Below are 13,572 nucleotides of genomic sequence, written 5' to 3' on the forward strand. Positions count from 1 at the left end.
GCGTCAGCGCGTGAACTTGAGCACGTTCGTGCGGGTGAGGCCCCACTCCTGGTCGAGCGTGAAGCCGACCGAGCCGAGCTGCTCGGTGACGCGCGGCCGCCAGTCCTGCTTGTCGCTGGTGATCAGCCAGACGACGTCGAGGTCGTCGGTGCGGTCGAGCACGTCGCCGAGCGGGTGCTGGGTCTCCCAGAGGCCGTCGGTCTCGTAGCCGGGGGTCTCGAGGGTGAAGTCGGACATGCCGCGGAAGGCGTCGGGGTAGGTGTCCTGGATGATCCGCGACGTCGCCTTCGGGTGACGCCGGACGGGACCGAAGACGACCCCCTCGCGGGTGCCGGGCGCCTCGGTCGCGCGTTCGCCCGCGACGAGGTCGGCCACCTGGTCCCAGGCGGACGAGTCCTTCGCCTCGGGCTGGCGCTGCTCCACGTAGGTCGGCGCGGTGAGCACGACGGCGACGAGCAGCACGAGCGCGATCACGCGACGCCACGGGATCGCCGCGACGGCGACGGCCATCGTCATCGCGATCGCGGGGGTGCCGAAGGTGAGGTAGCGCGGCGAGTAGAGCGGATCGACGACCAGGGACACGCCCACGAGGCCGACGGTCGGCACGACCATCCACGGCAGCACCACCTCGGCGAAGCCGCGGGCGGCGGGCACGAGGCGGAGCGAGAGCACGACGAGCGTCGCGCCGGCGCAGACGAGCCCGAACACGGCGAAGTTCTCGTTGCCCTGGAACCACTGCGTGACGAGGACGCCGCGGAGCGTGCTGAAGCTCGGTCGCTCGATCCAGCTGACCTGGCTGTTCTGCGAGGCGATGAACCAGGCCAGCGGCAGGCTCGCGAGACCGGCGACCCCGGCGCCGGCGAACCAGCCGAGCAGGGCCCGGCGAGACGACCGGACCGAGGGGGCGCCCTGTTCCGGCACGACGGCGACGGCACCGGTGCGCGCCCACTCGTCGACGGCCGCGCGCTCGGCGGCGTGGTCGTGGCGGTCGCGCAGCACCCGGACGAGCATGGTGAGGGCGTGGCCGACGACGAGCAGGGCGACGTAGAGGAAGAACGCGCAGGCCACGACGGCGAGCACGGCGTAGCCGACCCACCAGAGCGTGATCGACCGGCGGGTGCGGGCGTGGCCGTCCTCGGCGGTGCGTCGGGCGGCCACGACGAGCACGAGCGTGAGCGCGACGGCGAAGAGCGCCGAGAGGGCGTACGAACGGCCCTCGCCGCCCATCCACGTGACGCGTGGCAGGAGCACGAAGACCAGCCCCGCGACGACCGCGGTGCGGCGGTTCACGAGGATGCGGGTCAGCGACACCGTGAGGCCGGCCGCGACGCCCGTGGCGAGGGCGCTCGGCACCCGCAGCGAGGTCGGCGAGTACGGGAACACGTCGAACCACAGGTGCATGAACGCGTAGTACGCGGCGTGCACGAGGTCGACGGTGTGGACCATCGCCCAGAGCTGGCCCCAGGTGCGCGTGGCGGAGACGACCGTCGCGGCCTCGTCGTACCAGACCGAGGGCACCCAGAGGAAGGCGCCGGAGACGAGCGTGGCCAGCACGCCGATCAGCACCGCGTCGGCATGGCGGCGGCCGAGGAGGCGCGCGAGCGACGAGCGCGTCGGCGGCTGCTCGCCGTCCGGGGCGCGGGTTACTGTGGGCGGGGTCGTGTCGTCCGCGGCCGTTCTCCGGAGGTCTGCCATGTCGTCACTGCCCCCTCTCGTCTCGGTCGCGTCGGCCTCGACGAGGCCGGAAGCCGCTGACGAGACCGACGAGCGCTGGTCGCGCACCGTGCGGCTGCCGGGCTTCGGCCTCGAGGCCCAGGCCCGACTGCGCGCGGCTCGCGTGCTGGTCGTCGGCGCCGGCGGTCTGGGATCTCCGGCTGTCCAATATCTCGCAGCCTCGGGTGTGGGGACGCTGGGAGTGGTCGACGACGACGTCGTCGACCGGTCGAACCTACAGCGTCAGGTGCTCTTCGCACCTGGGGACGTGGGCCTGCCGAAGGCGCGGATCGCCGCCGAGCGCGTGCGGGCGACCGCCCCCCACACGCAGGTCGTCGTGCACCCCGTCCGGCTGACGGCCGAGACCGCGGCCATCCTCGACGGGTACGACCTCGTCGTCGACGGCAGCGACTCGTTCGACACCTGCTACGTCGTCGCCGACGAGGCCGCAGCCAGGGGACTGCCCGTCGTCTGGGGCAGCGTCGCTCGGCTCGACGGCCAGGTCAGCGTCTTCTGGGACGCCGCCCCCGACGGCCGTGACGTCGACTACCGCGACCTGCACCCGTCGCCGCCGGCCGGCGGCTGGGACGAGTCCTGCGCCGACGTCGGCGTGCTCGGGCCGCTCTGCGGCACCGTCGGCTCGGTCATGGCCAGCGAGGTCGTCAAGCTCGTCACGGGCGTCGGCGAGCCGCTGCTCGGCCGCGTCGTGACGATCGACGCGGGCACCGCCTCCTGGCGGGAGAGCCGCCTCCGACGCGCTCCGCACCGGGCTGCTGCGCGTGCCGTGGCACGTGCTGAGCCGAGCCGCGCGCGAGGAGCATCGGCGTCTGGTGCGGCCAGCGCACCCGGCGAGGCCGACGAGGAGGCGCGGGCCGGTTCCGGCGAGTCCGTCGCGACCCGGCCCCTCGGCACCCGCAGCCCGGACGTCTCCGCCGAGGAGCTCGCCGACCTGCTCGCCGCACGCGATGCGGGTGAGGCGGCGTTCACCCTGCTCGACGTGCGGGAGCCCGACGAGCACGACTTCGCACACCTGCCGGGCGACGTGCTCGCGGCAGGCTTCGGGGTCCGCACCCGTCAGAGGCCCGAGCTCGACCCGGACACGCCCGTCATCGCCTACTGCGCCCGCGGCCCGCGCGCCCGGGCGGCCGCCGAGCTGCTCGTCGCGGACGGGTTCGACGTGGCCGTGCTCGACGGGGGCATGCTCGGCTGGCAGCTGCGCACCTCCTCGGCTGCACGCCCCTGACCAGCCCGGCTGAGGCGACCGGGCTCAGCCGCCGGCGAAGGGCGGCATGACGTCGACCACGTCGCCGTCGGCCACGACCTGTTCGCGATCGCGCGTGGTCAGCCCGTCGACGAGGAACGAGCAGCGCAGCAGCACGTCGCGCCAGTCGGCCGCCGAGGTGCCCTCGACGGGACGCACCTCGGTCAGGAGTCGTCCGAGCGTCGCGGCCTCGTCGCCGGGCACCTCGACGACCTGCTCGTCACGGCCGACTGCCGCGCGCGCGGCGGCGAAGAACCTCAGGGTCGCTCGGGTCACGGTCAGCCTCCGATGGCGCTCATGGTGCGGACGGGCTGGACGAAGTCGTCGCGGTCGATGCCGTGCGAAGCCGGCTTCGTCCACATCGCACCACGCCAGAGGTCGGCGAGCTCGACGTCGCTCGCCCCCGCGCGCAGCGGGTCGCGGAGACCCGTCTCGGCGTCGCCGAAGAGGCAGCTGCGGACGCCTCCCTCGGCGGTCAGGCGGGTGCGGCGGCAGTCGCCGCAGAACGGCTCGCTGACCGACGCGATGATGCCGACGGTGCCGACGAGGTGGGCCTCCGCGCCGAGGCCGACCGCGTCGAACCGCTCGGCGGGCGCACCGTCGCGCGGGGCGGCGTGGGGGCTCAGCGCGAACCGCTCGGCGAGACGGCCCCGGATGTCGTCGGCCGTCACGAAGGACGCGCGGTGCCAGGTCCGGTCCGCGTCGAGCGGCATCTGCTCGATGAAGCGCAGCTCGTGCCCGCGGTCGAGCGACCAGGCCAGCAGGTCGGCCGCCTCGTGGTCGTTGACCCCGGGCAGCAGCACCGCGTTGATCTTGATCGGGGTCAGGCCCGCGGCCGCCGCTGCGTCGACGCCGGCCAGGACCTTGTCGAGGAACGGACGGCGGGTCAGCGTCTCGAAGGTCTCGGCGTGCAGCGAGTCGAGCGACACGTTGATGCGGTCGAGCCCGGCGTCGGCCAGGGCGCGAGCACGCTGCGCGAGGCCGATCGCGTTCGTCGTGAGCGAGATGTCGGGCCTCGGCTCGAGTGCGGCGACGCGTCGCACGATGTCGACGAGGTCGGCGCGCAGCAGCGGCTCGCCCCCGGTGAACCGCACCTGGCGGACGCCGAGGTCGCGCACCCCGATGCTCACCAGCCGCACGATCTCGTCGGCGCTGAGGGCCTGGTCCTTCGGCAGCCAGGGCAGGCCGTCGGCCGGCATGCAGTAGGTGCAGCGCAGGTTGCAGCGATCGGTCAGCGACACGCGCAGGTCGGTGGCCGTGCGGCCGAAGCGGTCGAGCAGGCCGGGAGCCGCGTCGGAGCCGGGGCGAGCCGGCAGCGCGGCGCCCGGGGCTGCTGCGTCGCCCGCGGCGATCCGCCGGGGGATCGTGGGCAGACCGAGCGAGACCGTCATCCCCTGAGAGTAGGCGACGTCGCTGTGCGCCGCTGGCCGGCGGCCGTCATGCACTCCGGAGTGGACGATGCACCCCGTCGTGTCGGGGTGCATCGTCCACTCCGGGGTGCATCGCACCGTGCGGGCCCGGTGGGCCCACGCTCACGCTCACGCTCACGCTCACGCTCACGCTCACGCGATCGTGACGCGCTCCGGGTCGAGCAGCAGCCCGACCCGCTCGCCGCGCCGGAGCCGGGCGCCGTCGGCGGTCGCGAGGGGCAGCTCGGCCACGGCCGAGAGCGACCCCTGGTCGGTGACGACGGTCACGGCCAGCCGGGAGAGGCGCTGCTCGACGCTCACCACGCGCGCCGGGACTGGGACGGGTGCCGCGCCTCCTGCGGGCACGGCGCCGCTCCGAGGTCGGGACCCGACCGCGGGCCCGGGAGGCGCGGCCGGCTCGTCGAGGCGCACCAGCGACACCGCCTCGATCGGCACCGACACGCGCGCGGGCCCGTGCGCGAGCGGCCGAGTCGACGACACGGTGAGCCCGCCCGTAAGCGAGGCGCGAGCTCCGCGGCCCGTCGCCGACGACTCGACGGGCGTCCAGACCGTGGCCCCCGTCAACGAGGCGACGTACGAGGTGTGCGGGTCGGTGAGCACCTCGGTCGGCGTCCCGCGCTGCACCACGACGCCGCCCTCGAGCACGACCACGCGGTCGGCGAGGGCGACCGCGTCCACGGGGTCGTGGGTGACGAGCAGCGTCGCGACCCGCACCTCCTGCAGCACGTCGGCGAGCGCCGCGCGCAGGGCCGGGCGCTGTTCGGCGTCCAGGGCCGCCAGCGGCTCGTCGAGCAGCAGGAGGCGCGGGTCGGCCGCCAGCGCGCGCGCCACCGCCACCCGCTGCGACTGGCCGCCGGAGAGCTCGGAAGGACGCCGTCCCGCGAGGTCGCCGAGGCCGACCCTGCGCAGCTCGGCCAGTGCCAGCTCGCGGGCCGCGCGGGCCGGGCCCCCCCTGCTGCGGGGACCGAAGGCGACGTTCTCGAGGGCGCTGAGGTGGGGGAACAGGCGGTGGTCCTGGAAGACGGTGCCGACACGACGGTCGCGGGCGGTGACCCGGGCGGCCGGCCCGTCGTCTGGACCTGGCCCGTCCAGCAGGCGTCCGTCGAGGACGACCCGCGACCCGTCAGCGGGCAGCAGCCCGGCGAGTGCCCCGAGCGCCGACGACTTGCCCGCGCCGTTCGGGCCGAGCAGGGCGACGACCTCGCCCGGGGCGACGTCGAGGTCGAGCTCGAGCCTGAACGAGCCGCGCGCCACGCGGAGACGAGCGCTCAGCCCGCCCCCGCTCAGCCCGCCCCCGCTCAGCCCGCCGTCGCTCATCGCGGCCCCGTCGTCAGCCAGCGGTCGCGCAGCAGCAACAGGACCCCGACCCCGACCGCCAGCAGCAGCAACGAGATGGCCACGGCGCTCTCGGGGTCGCTCTGCTGTGCCAGGTAGACGCTCGTCGGGAGGGTCTGCGTCCGTCCCGGGAAGGTCCCGGCGAACGTGATCGTCGCCCCGAACTCGCCGAGGGCCCTGGCGAAGCAGAGCACGGCTCCCGCGGTGACGCCGGGGGCGACCAGGGGGACCGTCACCCGCCGGAACGCGTACCAGCGCGACGCCCCGAGCGAGGCGGCGGCGTCGTCGAGCCCACGGTCGACACCGCGCAGCGCCCCCTCGACGCTGAGCACCAGGAACGGCATCGCGACGAACGTCTGCGCGATCACGACGGCCGCGAGCGTGAACGGGATCGTCACGCCGAGGGCCGCGTCGAGCGGACGGCCGAGCAGTCCGTTGCGCCCTAGCAGGTAGAGCAGCGCGATGCCGCCGACGACGGGCGGCAGCACGAGCGGCACGGTCACGACGGCTCGCAGGAGGCGTCGCCAGACCGCAGGCCAGGCGTCGCTGGCCGTCAGCAGCCACGCCAGGGGCACGCCCAGCAGCAGGCTGATCGCGGTGGCGAGCAGCGCGCTCGTGACCGACACCCGCAGGGCGTCGAGCACCGTCTCGCTCGCCAGCCGCTGGCCGAGGGTCGACCACGGGGCCCGGACGAGCAGCGCGACGGCGGGGAGGACGAGCAGCGCCAGCCCGACGAGCGCCGGCACGAGGACGGCGACGGGCAGGCGCCGGTCGCGCCGCTGACGTCGATCACGCGGGAGGCGCCGATCAGGCAGCAGCCGGCGGTCACGCTGGTGGGGAGGAAGGACCACGGCGCCCAGGTCAGCCGATCCTGAAGCCGGCGTCGGCGAGCGCGTCCTGGCCGGTCGACGACAGCACGAACGTGAGGAACGCCTCTGCCAGGTCCGGGTTCGGGGCGTCGACGAGGCGGGCGGCGAGGTACGAGGTGGTCGGGGTCGAGGCGTCGCCCACCTCGATCCCCTCGACCGAGTCGCCGGCCGCCGCGACGTCGGTCTCGTACACGAGCGCCGCGTCGACCTCGCCGAGCTCGACCTTCGTGAGGGCGCTCTTCACGTCCGGCTCGAGCGTCGCCGGGGTGACGGCCACCCCCTCTGCCTCGAGCACGGTCGTGGCCAGGGCCCCGCAGGGCACCTCGGCCGCGCACAGCGCTACCTTCACGTCGGGCGAGGCGAGGTCGGCCAGCGAGGTCACGCCGCCGGGGTTGCCGGCGGGCACGGCGATCTCGAGCGCGTTGCGCGCGAACGTGGCGGGCTCGCCCTCGGCGAGGCCCGCGTCGGTCACGGTCTGCATGGTGGCGGCGCTGGCGCTGAAGAAGTCGTCGACGGGCGACCCGGCGACGATCTGCTGGGCGAGTGCCGAGCTTCCGCCGTAGCTGACGGTGACGATGGTGCCGGGGTTCGCGGCCTCGAAGTCGGCGGCGAGGGCGTCGAAGGTCTCCGTGAGGGAGGCGGCGGCCAGCACCGTGATGTCGCCGGTCGGCGCGGCGGCGGGCCTCGCGACGGGGGGGCCCGAGGCGGTCGGGTCGTCGGCGGCGCCCCGGGAGGAGCAGGCGCTCAGCACGAGCAGCGCGGCAGCGCCGGCGGCGAGGGCGAGGAGCACGCGGGCGGAGGGCATGCGGGCCGAGGAGGCGCGGGTGCGGCGTGCAGGAGTCATCGAGCGGTCTCGCTCTCGGCCTCGGCGGGCGCGGGCGCTGTCGCGCCCAGCCGCCCGAGCGTCACGCTCACGTTCGTCGCCTTGGCGCTCGCGACCACGGGGCTGCCGACCTCCAGTCCCAGCTCGTCGGCCGCCTCCCGGCTGATCAGCGACACGACCCTGAACGGCCCGGCCTGCACGTCGACCTGCGCCATGACCGTGTCCCGGACGATCGCCGTGACGATGCCCGTGAACCGGTTGCGCTCGCTCGCCACGGAGCCCGAGGTGTCGCCTCCCGTCGCAGGACGAGGAGGTGCGGCGAGCGCCGCCTGCTCGCTCGCGACGCGTGCCAGCTCCGAGCCGACGACGGCGAGGCGTCCGCCGGGGCCGGGCACGAGCTCGAGCCGCCCGGCGTCGGCCCAGCGGCGGACGGTGTCGTCCGAGACGCCGACCAGCGCGGCGGCCTCGCTGACGCGGTACAGGGTCTCTGGCATGCGTCGAGCCTAGCGGCCCGGTGCCGCGCGTGCGGCCTCAGTCGACGGTCGCCGCCGTACGTGCGGGTCTACGGCCGACGATGCGCCGCACCCGACGCACGTCGGCCACGACGACGTCCCCCAGCCGCTCGGACCACCCCGGCCCCGCCCGCCAGATCGACACGAGCAGGATCACGAGCACCGCCGTCGCCAGCGACGCCCGCTGCAGGGCCATGTACGGCTCCAGCTGTCGCACGAGCAGGGCGAGCGGGATCGCCAGCCACTCCCACCGACCCGTCAGTGCGACGAACGGCACGAGCAGCAGGGCGTACCAGGGGTAGCGCGGGCTGACGGCGACGAGCACGACGCCGATCATCACGAGCTGGCCGAGCCAGGGGCTGTCGACCGGGGTCTTCACCCAGACGAGGGCGGCCGTCACGGCGAGCAGCAGGGCGACGACCGGCGTCGTCCAGGCGTCGGGCAGGAAGGCGGACATGAAGACGAAGCGCGAGCCGTCCTCGTAGCCCTCCTCCGTGAGGTAGCCGGGCAGGTAGCCGAGCACCTGCCAGCCGGTCGTGGCGACGTACGGCACGTAGAGCAGGGCGAACGTGACGATCGAGGCGACGACGACCTTCGCCGGCTGACGACGCAGCAGGGCGGGGGCGGCGATCGCCGGGATGAGCTTGGTCGCGACGGCGGCGCCAAGCGCGATGCCGCCCCGCCAGCGACGGCCGGTCGCGACGAGCAGCGTGGCCGCGACGACGAGCACGGCCCCCAGCAGGTCGACGTGCGAGTTGGTGATCCCCTCGCCGACGACGAGCGGGCACCAGCCCCAGAGAGCGGCCCAGCGCGGGTCGAGGCCGCGGCGGCGGAGGGTGACGACGAGCGCGACGGTCGTGCCGAACACGAGCAGCGCGCCGGTGAGCTGGAGCGGGAAGAAACCGACCTCGGGGCCCACGAGGGCCCGCACGCCCGCGAAGTACAGCTCGGCCGCGGGCGGGTAGATCGTCGGGACCTCCGGGCGGTTGATCGCCGTGCAGACGACGTCGCCCGTCTCGGTGTCGTAGGCGCGGTGGATCTGCCGGTCGGGCTGGCTGCACCGCTCGCCGATCGTGCCGTCGTCCCGGGTGAAGGGCGCCGACTCCGGGAAGATCCAGTCGGGGCGCAGGTCGCGCAGCTCGCCCGAGTCGGGGGTGTGCGCGTACGGCGAGACGCCGTTCACCTGGACGATGCCGTCCCAGGCGTAGCGGGCCGGGTCGGTGCTCGTGTTCGGGTCGCCGACGAGGGCCGCACCGCCGACGAGGGCCGTGCCCGCGAGCACGAGCGCCGTGACCGCCCGGGCGGGCACCCGGCGCAGCAGCAGCAGGGCCACGACGAAGAAGGCCCAGCACACCGCGGTCCACACCACGTAGGAGGCGCGGAGCTCCTCCCGCAGGAATCCCAGCTCGAGAACGCCCCACGCCACGGACGCCGCCAATCCGGTGACGGCGACGGCCGCGAATAGAGTACGCACCTGTCCAGTCTGGTCGACGACCGCCTGGGAACCAGGACCACGCACCAGATATGTGAAATGATGGCCGACATGAGACAGCTGCTGCTCACGCTCCGCACGGCCGCCTCGTCGCCGACCCGCAACGCCCGCTCGGCGACCGTCCTCGGCCGGCTGCTCGCCGCCGCGTTCCTGATCTGCCTGCTGACCGGCCTGTACAGCCACTTCCTGCAGGAGCCCGCATCGTGGATGCGGTTCCCCACCTCGCCCGTCTGGCTCTACCAGGTGACGCAGGGCATCCACATCACGGCCGGCATCGCGTCGATCCCCCTGCTGCTCGGCAAGCTGCACGCCGTGTTCCCGCAGCTGTTCCAGCACCCTCCGGTGCGGCACCCGGTGCAGGTGCTCGAGCGCGCCTCCATCGCCCTGTTCATCTCGACGTCGGTGCTGCAGCTCGTCACCGGCCTGCTGAACACCTACCAGTGGTACCCCTGGCCGTTCCCGTTCAAGCAGGTGCACTTCGCCCTGTCCTTCGTGATCATCGGCTCCCTCGCCGTCCACATCGCGGTGAAGCTCCCGCTGATCACGCGCTACTGGCGGGCCCGCGACAGCTACGACGCCGAGGGCCGGTTCGTCGAGCCGTCGGGCGAGCTCGACCCTGCGCGGGCAGAGCACGAGGCAGTCCGCGAGCTCGCACGGATGCGCCGCGACGCCGCGCCGACGGGCGTCGGTGAGCACGGCGACGCGGGGCCCGCAGCCGCTCAGCCCCGCGGGCTGGTCGGCCGCGTGACGCGCTGGATCGACGACGCCCGCGAGCCCGAGCGAGACCCGGCCCGCAGCCGCGTGTCGCGCCGGGGCTTCTTCGTCGCGATCGGCGCCTCGACCGTCGGCGTCGTCGCGCTCACCGCCGGCCAGTCCTTCACGCCGCTGGAGCCGCTCAACGCCTTCGGTCCCCGCCAGCGCGGCATCGGCCCGAACGACCTGCCGGTGAACCGCACCGCCTCGGCCGCCAAGGTGCTCGAGACCGCCATGGACCCCGACTGGACCCTCACGATCGCCCACGGCGAACGCACGATGGCCTTCACCGCCGCCGACCTGGAGGCGATGGCCCAGGGCGACGAGCGCCTCCCGATCTCGTGCGTCGAGGGCTGGAGCCAGACCGCGCGCTGGCGTGGTCCGCGGCTCGTCGAGCTCATGGCGCTGGTGGGGGCGCCGTCCGACCGGTCCCTCCGCGTCACCAGCCTCGAGGAGAAGGGCGGCTACCGCGTCATGCTGATGGGCCCCGAGTACGCCACCGACCCCGCCACGCTCGTCGCCCTCGAGGTCAACGGCGGCCGGCTCGACATCGAGCACGGCTACCCTGCCCGGATGATCGCCCCCGGGCGTCCCGGCGTCCTGCAGACCAAGTGGCTCAGCCTGATCGAGGTGATCTGATGACGCGCTCGTCGGCCGTCCCCGCCGTCCCCGCCTCGACAGGCCGCGGCGTGCGCGTCGCCCGTGCCGTCCTCGTCGTCGTCGGGGTCGCCCTGATCGGCCTCGGCGGCTGGGTGCTCACCGAGACGGTGTCGCCGACGCGCTACGGCGGCTTGCTCGTCTGGCTGATCGGCTCCGTGATCGCCCACGACGCGATCATCGCCCCGGTCGTGGCCGGAGCGGCGCTGCTCGTCGGGCGGACGGGACGCCGCATCTCCGCCGCCGTGGTCGCGATCCTGCAGGTCGGGGTCGTCCTCGGGGTCGTGCTGACCCTGGTCGTCGTGCCCGAGATCATCGCGAAGGCGCGAGGGCCGAAGAACGACACCGTGCTGCCCTTCGACTACGGCGCCCGGCTGGCGGTCGCGTGGCTCGTCGTGGCCGTGCTGACGGCGCTGGCCGTCGTCGGCTGGACCGTGCTCGCCCGCCGTCGCGAGGCGCGCTGCGCGGCCTGACGCGCACGTCCTGGCGCGCCCGAGCGGCCTCGGCCTCGGCTGAGGCGACGCGCAAACGACGAACCGACGTGATCTCCCACGTCGGTTCGTCGTTTGCGCGTCGCTTCCTGGCCTAGGAGGCGCGCACCAGCCGGCAGAAGGTGCGACGACCGACCGACCAGGTCTGCGACACGCGCAGGCCCGCGGCGGCGGCGTGGCGGCCGAGTGCCTCGCGGCCGACCTCGGCCCAGGGGAACGTGGCGCTCGCGCGGCCCTGCTCGTCGACGACCTGGGCGTCGTACGCGACGTCGACCGCGGGGTCCGCCGCGGTCTCGACGACGACGGACCCCGTGGGGGCGACCACCGAGGAGGCGCGGGCGACGAGCGCGGTCGGGTCGCCGCCGATCCCGACGTTGCCGTCGAGCAGCAGGGCGACGTCCCACGTCCCCTCGCCCGGCAGCGCGTCGAAGACCGAGCCGGCCACGACGGGGAGCCCGGCGTCGACGGCCATGGCGACCGCGGTGACGGAGACGTCGACGCCGAGGGCGCCGAGCCCGCGGTCGACGGCGGCGCGCACCATCCTGGCGGGGCCGCAGCCGATGTCGAGCACGGAGGACGCGTCGAGGATCGTGCTCAGGTCGGCGGCGTCGGCGTCGCGGCTCCAGCGGGCGACGTCGAACGCGTCGAGGTCGGAGGTGCTGCGGTCCACCGCGTTGCGGTCCGCGGCGTCGCGGACGCTGTCGACCGGGCGTGAGCCCTGGCGAGCGGTGCCGGGGGAGCGGACGAGCTGGAGCCGCCCCTCGCGGCGGAGGGCACGGGCGTACGGCTCGGCGCCTCCTGAGCCGAAGGTGGGCTGGGGGTCGGCGGTCATGGTCACGAGAGGGTCTCCTCGGTGGTGGGCCGGGAGGCGTCGGGATCGCCAGCGGTGGTGGGGTCGAGTCGGCGCAGGGCCTGCGCGAAGAGGGTGTCGGGGCCCGCGGCGGCCGCCAGCCGGGCGTCGTCGATCGTGTCGACGTCGACGAGCTCGGGCAGGGCGCGGACGCGCAGACCCGCCTCGGCGAGTCGACGCAGCTGGTGTGCGCCGGTGTCGTCGCGCGACATCGGGACGCCGCGCAGCAGGTCGCCCGTGGGTCGCTCGAGTCCCAGAGCCCAGAAGCCCCCGTCGTTGGCCGGGCCGAACCAGGCGTCGACGTCGTCGGAAGGGTCGTCGAAGGCCGGGGCGAGGTCGGCGACGGTGAGCTGGGGCGTGTCCATGCCGACGAGCACGGTGCGCCCGTCGACCTCGTCGAAGAGGGCTCCGAGCCGTGCGTCGAGGCCGCCGCCGATCTGGTGGATCACATCGAAGTCTTCGGAGCCGGGGGGCGTTCGGTTGCCGTCGAAGAGCAGGACGCGTCGGCTCGCGGGCAGCTGCCGCACCACGGCGAGGGTGTCCTGGATCGCCGCGGCCGCAACCTCGGCGGCCTGCTCGAGGGTCAGGGGAGGGTGCAGGCGCGTCTTGACCTTGCCCGGCAGGGTCTCCTTGCAGATCACCACGACGGTCGTCATCGGCCTGCCTCCCTGAGCAGGCGCGACATGTCCTCGACGGCCCGTGCGGTGCCGCGGATCGTGCCGGTCACCTTGCTGCGGCCGACGCGCGGCGAGTACGGCACGTCGAGCTCGTGGATGCGCCAGCCCGCCTCGGAGGCGCGCAGCACCATCTCGAGCGGGTAGCCGCTGCGTCGGTCGAGGAGGCCGAGGCCGAGCAGCCCCTCGCGGCTGGCGACGCGCATCGGGCCGAGGTCGTGCAGGGCGACGCCGGAGGCGCGGCGCATCAGGTGCGCGAGCACGCGGTTCGCGACGCGGGCGTGGAACGGCCAGGCCCCTCGGACGGTGGGTCGTCGGCGGCCCAGCACCAGCTCCGCCTCGCCCGCGAGCACGGGTCCGGCGAGCGTCGGCAGGTCGGCGGGGTCCATCGACGCGTCGGCGTCGCAGAAGGCCACGAACGGTGCCGTGGCGGCCTCGAGACCGGCATGGGCGGCTGCTCCGAAGCCACGACGCGCCTCCTCGACGACCAGGGCGCCGTGCTGACGGGCGACGTCGGCCGAGCCGTCGGTCGAGCCGTTGTCGACGACGATGGCTCGCCAGCCCTCGGGCAGTCGTCCGAGCACCCAGGGCAGCGCCCCGGCCTCGTCGAGACAGGGGAGCACGACGTCGACCTGGGAACTGCTCATCCTGGTGATATTACGGTCCCGCCCCTGGGAGGGGCCAGGGTCGGCCCGGACGGGGGGTCGTCGGC

14 protein-coding genes are annotated in these 13,572 nt (G+C 74.6%); 3 read left to right on the top strand and 11 right to left on the bottom strand.

Going from position 1 to position 13,572, the window contains the following annotated elements; genetic code table 11:
- Positions 1–3: 3 nt before the first annotated feature.
- On the bottom strand, positions 4–1,695 hold the full coding sequence (locus ES689_RS10315) for a hypothetical protein (RefSeq protein ID WP_146903916.1): 1,692 nt from the start codon (positions 1,693–1,695) through the stop codon (positions 4–6).
- Here ES689_RS10315 and ES689_RS10320 point away from each other — a divergent pair.
- A complete protein-coding gene (locus ES689_RS10320; RefSeq protein ID WP_146903919.1) occupies positions 1,694–2,956 on the top strand; it encodes a ThiF family adenylyltransferase in 1,263 nt (420 codons plus the stop codon). The genes ES689_RS10315 and ES689_RS10320 overlap by 2 nt on opposite strands.
- A 24-nt stretch (positions 2,957–2,980) precedes the next feature.
- Here the strand turns inward: ES689_RS10320 and ES689_RS10325 are convergent, their stop codons facing one another.
- The 7 genes from ES689_RS10325 to ES689_RS10355 form a co-directional block, all read right to left on the bottom strand.
- Positions 2,981–3,250, bottom strand: coding sequence for a MoaD/ThiS family protein (locus tag ES689_RS10325; RefSeq protein ID WP_223269530.1), 270 nt, complete (start codon positions 3,248–3,250; stop codon positions 2,981–2,983).
- Positions 3,251–3,252: 2 nt separating this feature from the next.
- The gene (moaA, locus tag ES689_RS10330) at positions 3,253–4,365 is read right to left on the bottom strand and encodes a GTP 3',8-cyclase MoaA (RefSeq protein WP_146903922.1); all 1,113 of its coding nucleotides are present in this window, start codon (positions 4,363–4,365) and stop codon (positions 3,253–3,255) included.
- A gap of 171 nt (positions 4,366–4,536) precedes the next feature.
- The gene (locus tag ES689_RS10335; protein WP_146903925.1) at positions 4,537–5,721 is read right to left on the bottom strand and encodes a sulfate/molybdate ABC transporter ATP-binding protein; all 1,185 of its coding nucleotides are present in this window, start codon (positions 5,719–5,721) and stop codon (positions 4,537–4,539) included.
- Complete coding sequence (locus ES689_RS10340; protein WP_223269531.1) at positions 5,718–6,590, bottom strand: ABC transporter permease; 873 nt, start codon at positions 6,588–6,590, stop codon at positions 5,718–5,720. The genes ES689_RS10335 and ES689_RS10340 overlap by 4 nt, the downstream gene beginning before the upstream one ends.
- Before the next feature lie 10 nt (positions 6,591–6,600).
- Positions 6,601–7,452, bottom strand: a complete 852-nt coding sequence (gene modA, locus ES689_RS10345) for a molybdate ABC transporter substrate-binding protein (RefSeq protein WP_223269532.1) — start codon at positions 7,450–7,452, stop codon at positions 6,601–6,603.
- Positions 7,449–7,925, bottom strand: coding sequence for a molybdopterin-binding protein (locus ES689_RS10350; protein WP_146903928.1), 477 nt, complete (start codon positions 7,923–7,925; stop codon positions 7,449–7,451). The genes modA and ES689_RS10350 overlap by 4 nt, the downstream gene beginning before the upstream one ends.
- A 37-nt stretch (positions 7,926–7,962) precedes the next feature.
- On the bottom strand, positions 7,963–9,417 hold the full coding sequence (locus tag ES689_RS10355) for a glycosyltransferase 87 family protein (RefSeq protein ID WP_223269533.1): 1,455 nt from the start codon (positions 9,415–9,417) through the stop codon (positions 7,963–7,965).
- A gap of 69 nt (positions 9,418–9,486) precedes the next feature.
- On the opposite strand from ES689_RS10355, the gene ES689_RS10360 reads away from it, so the two are divergent.
- Both ES689_RS10360 and ES689_RS10365 read left to right on the top strand, forming a co-directional pair.
- Entirely contained in the window at positions 9,487–10,827 is a 1,341-nt protein-coding gene (locus ES689_RS10360) for a molybdopterin-dependent oxidoreductase (protein ID WP_146903931.1), read from the top strand.
- Positions 10,827–11,318: a hypothetical protein gene (locus tag ES689_RS10365; protein ID WP_146903933.1), complete on the top strand. Its 492-nt coding sequence runs from the start codon at positions 10,827–10,829 to the stop codon at positions 11,316–11,318. The genes ES689_RS10360 and ES689_RS10365 overlap by 1 nt, the downstream gene beginning before the upstream one ends.
- A gap of 112 nt (positions 11,319–11,430) precedes the next feature.
- Here the strand turns inward: ES689_RS10365 and ES689_RS10370 are convergent, their stop codons facing one another.
- Genes ES689_RS10370 through ES689_RS10380 form a run of 3 tightly spaced genes read right to left on the bottom strand, consistent with a single transcriptional unit; the run spans position 11,431 to position 13,507 of the window.
- Positions 11,431–12,168 carry a bifunctional 2-polyprenyl-6-hydroxyphenol methylase/3-demethylubiquinol 3-O-methyltransferase UbiG gene (locus ES689_RS10370; protein ID WP_146904854.1) on the bottom strand — a complete coding sequence of 246 codons (738 nt, stop codon included), beginning with the start codon at positions 12,166–12,168 and terminating at the stop codon, positions 11,431–11,433.
- A 2-nt stretch (positions 12,169–12,170) separates the two neighbouring features.
- Entirely contained in the window at positions 12,171–12,842 is a 672-nt protein-coding gene (locus tag ES689_RS10375; protein ID WP_146903936.1) for a DUF2064 domain-containing protein, read from the bottom strand.
- Positions 12,839–13,507, bottom strand: a complete 669-nt coding sequence (locus tag ES689_RS10380; protein WP_146903939.1) for a glycosyltransferase family 2 protein — start codon at positions 13,505–13,507, stop codon at positions 12,839–12,841. Before ES689_RS10380 ends, ES689_RS10375 begins: the two co-directional genes overlap by 4 nt.
- Positions 13,508–13,572 lie beyond the last annotated feature (65 nt).

The sequence above is a fragment of the Frigoribacterium sp. ACAM 257 genome (genome assembly GCF_007954365.1).
In the GTDB taxonomy this organism is placed as follows: Bacteria; Actinomycetota; Actinomycetes; order Actinomycetales; family Microbacteriaceae; genus Frigoribacterium.

Bases quoted from the DNA above. Each gene is read 5' to 3' on its own strand.
- ES689_RS10320 (WP_146903919.1), top strand. From the start codon at position 1,694: ATGTCGTCACTGCCCCCTCTCGTCTCGGTCGCGTCGGCCTCGACGAGG.
- ES689_RS10315 (WP_146903916.1), bottom strand. From the start codon at position 1,695: ATGGCAGACCTCCGGAGAACGGCCGCGGACGACACGACCCCGCCCACA.
- moaA (WP_146903922.1), bottom strand. From the start codon at position 4,365: ATGACGGTCTCGCTCGGTCTGCCCACGATCCCCCGGCGGATCGCCGCG.
- ES689_RS10335 (WP_146903925.1), bottom strand. From the start codon at position 5,721: ATGAGCGACGGCGGGCTGAGCGGGGGCGGGCTGAGCGGGGGCGGGCTG.
- modA (WP_223269532.1), bottom strand. From the start codon at position 7,452: ATGACTCCTGCACGCCGCACCCGCGCCTCCTCGGCCCGCATGCCCTCC.
- ES689_RS10350 (WP_146903928.1), bottom strand. From the start codon at position 7,925: ATGCCAGAGACCCTGTACCGCGTCAGCGAGGCCGCCGCGCTGGTCGGC.
- ES689_RS10360 (WP_146903931.1), top strand. From the start codon at position 9,487: ATGAGACAGCTGCTGCTCACGCTCCGCACGGCCGCCTCGTCGCCGACC.
- ES689_RS10365 (WP_146903933.1), top strand. From the start codon at position 10,827: ATGACGCGCTCGTCGGCCGTCCCCGCCGTCCCCGCCTCGACAGGCCGC.
- ES689_RS10370 (WP_146904854.1), bottom strand. From the start codon at position 12,168: ATGACCGCCGACCCCCAGCCCACCTTCGGCTCAGGAGGCGCCGAGCCG.
- ES689_RS10375 (WP_146903936.1), bottom strand. From the start codon at position 12,842: ATGACGACCGTCGTGGTGATCTGCAAGGAGACCCTGCCGGGCAAGGTC.
- ES689_RS10380 (WP_146903939.1), bottom strand. From the start codon at position 13,507: ATGAGCAGTTCCCAGGTCGACGTCGTGCTCCCCTGTCTCGACGAGGCC.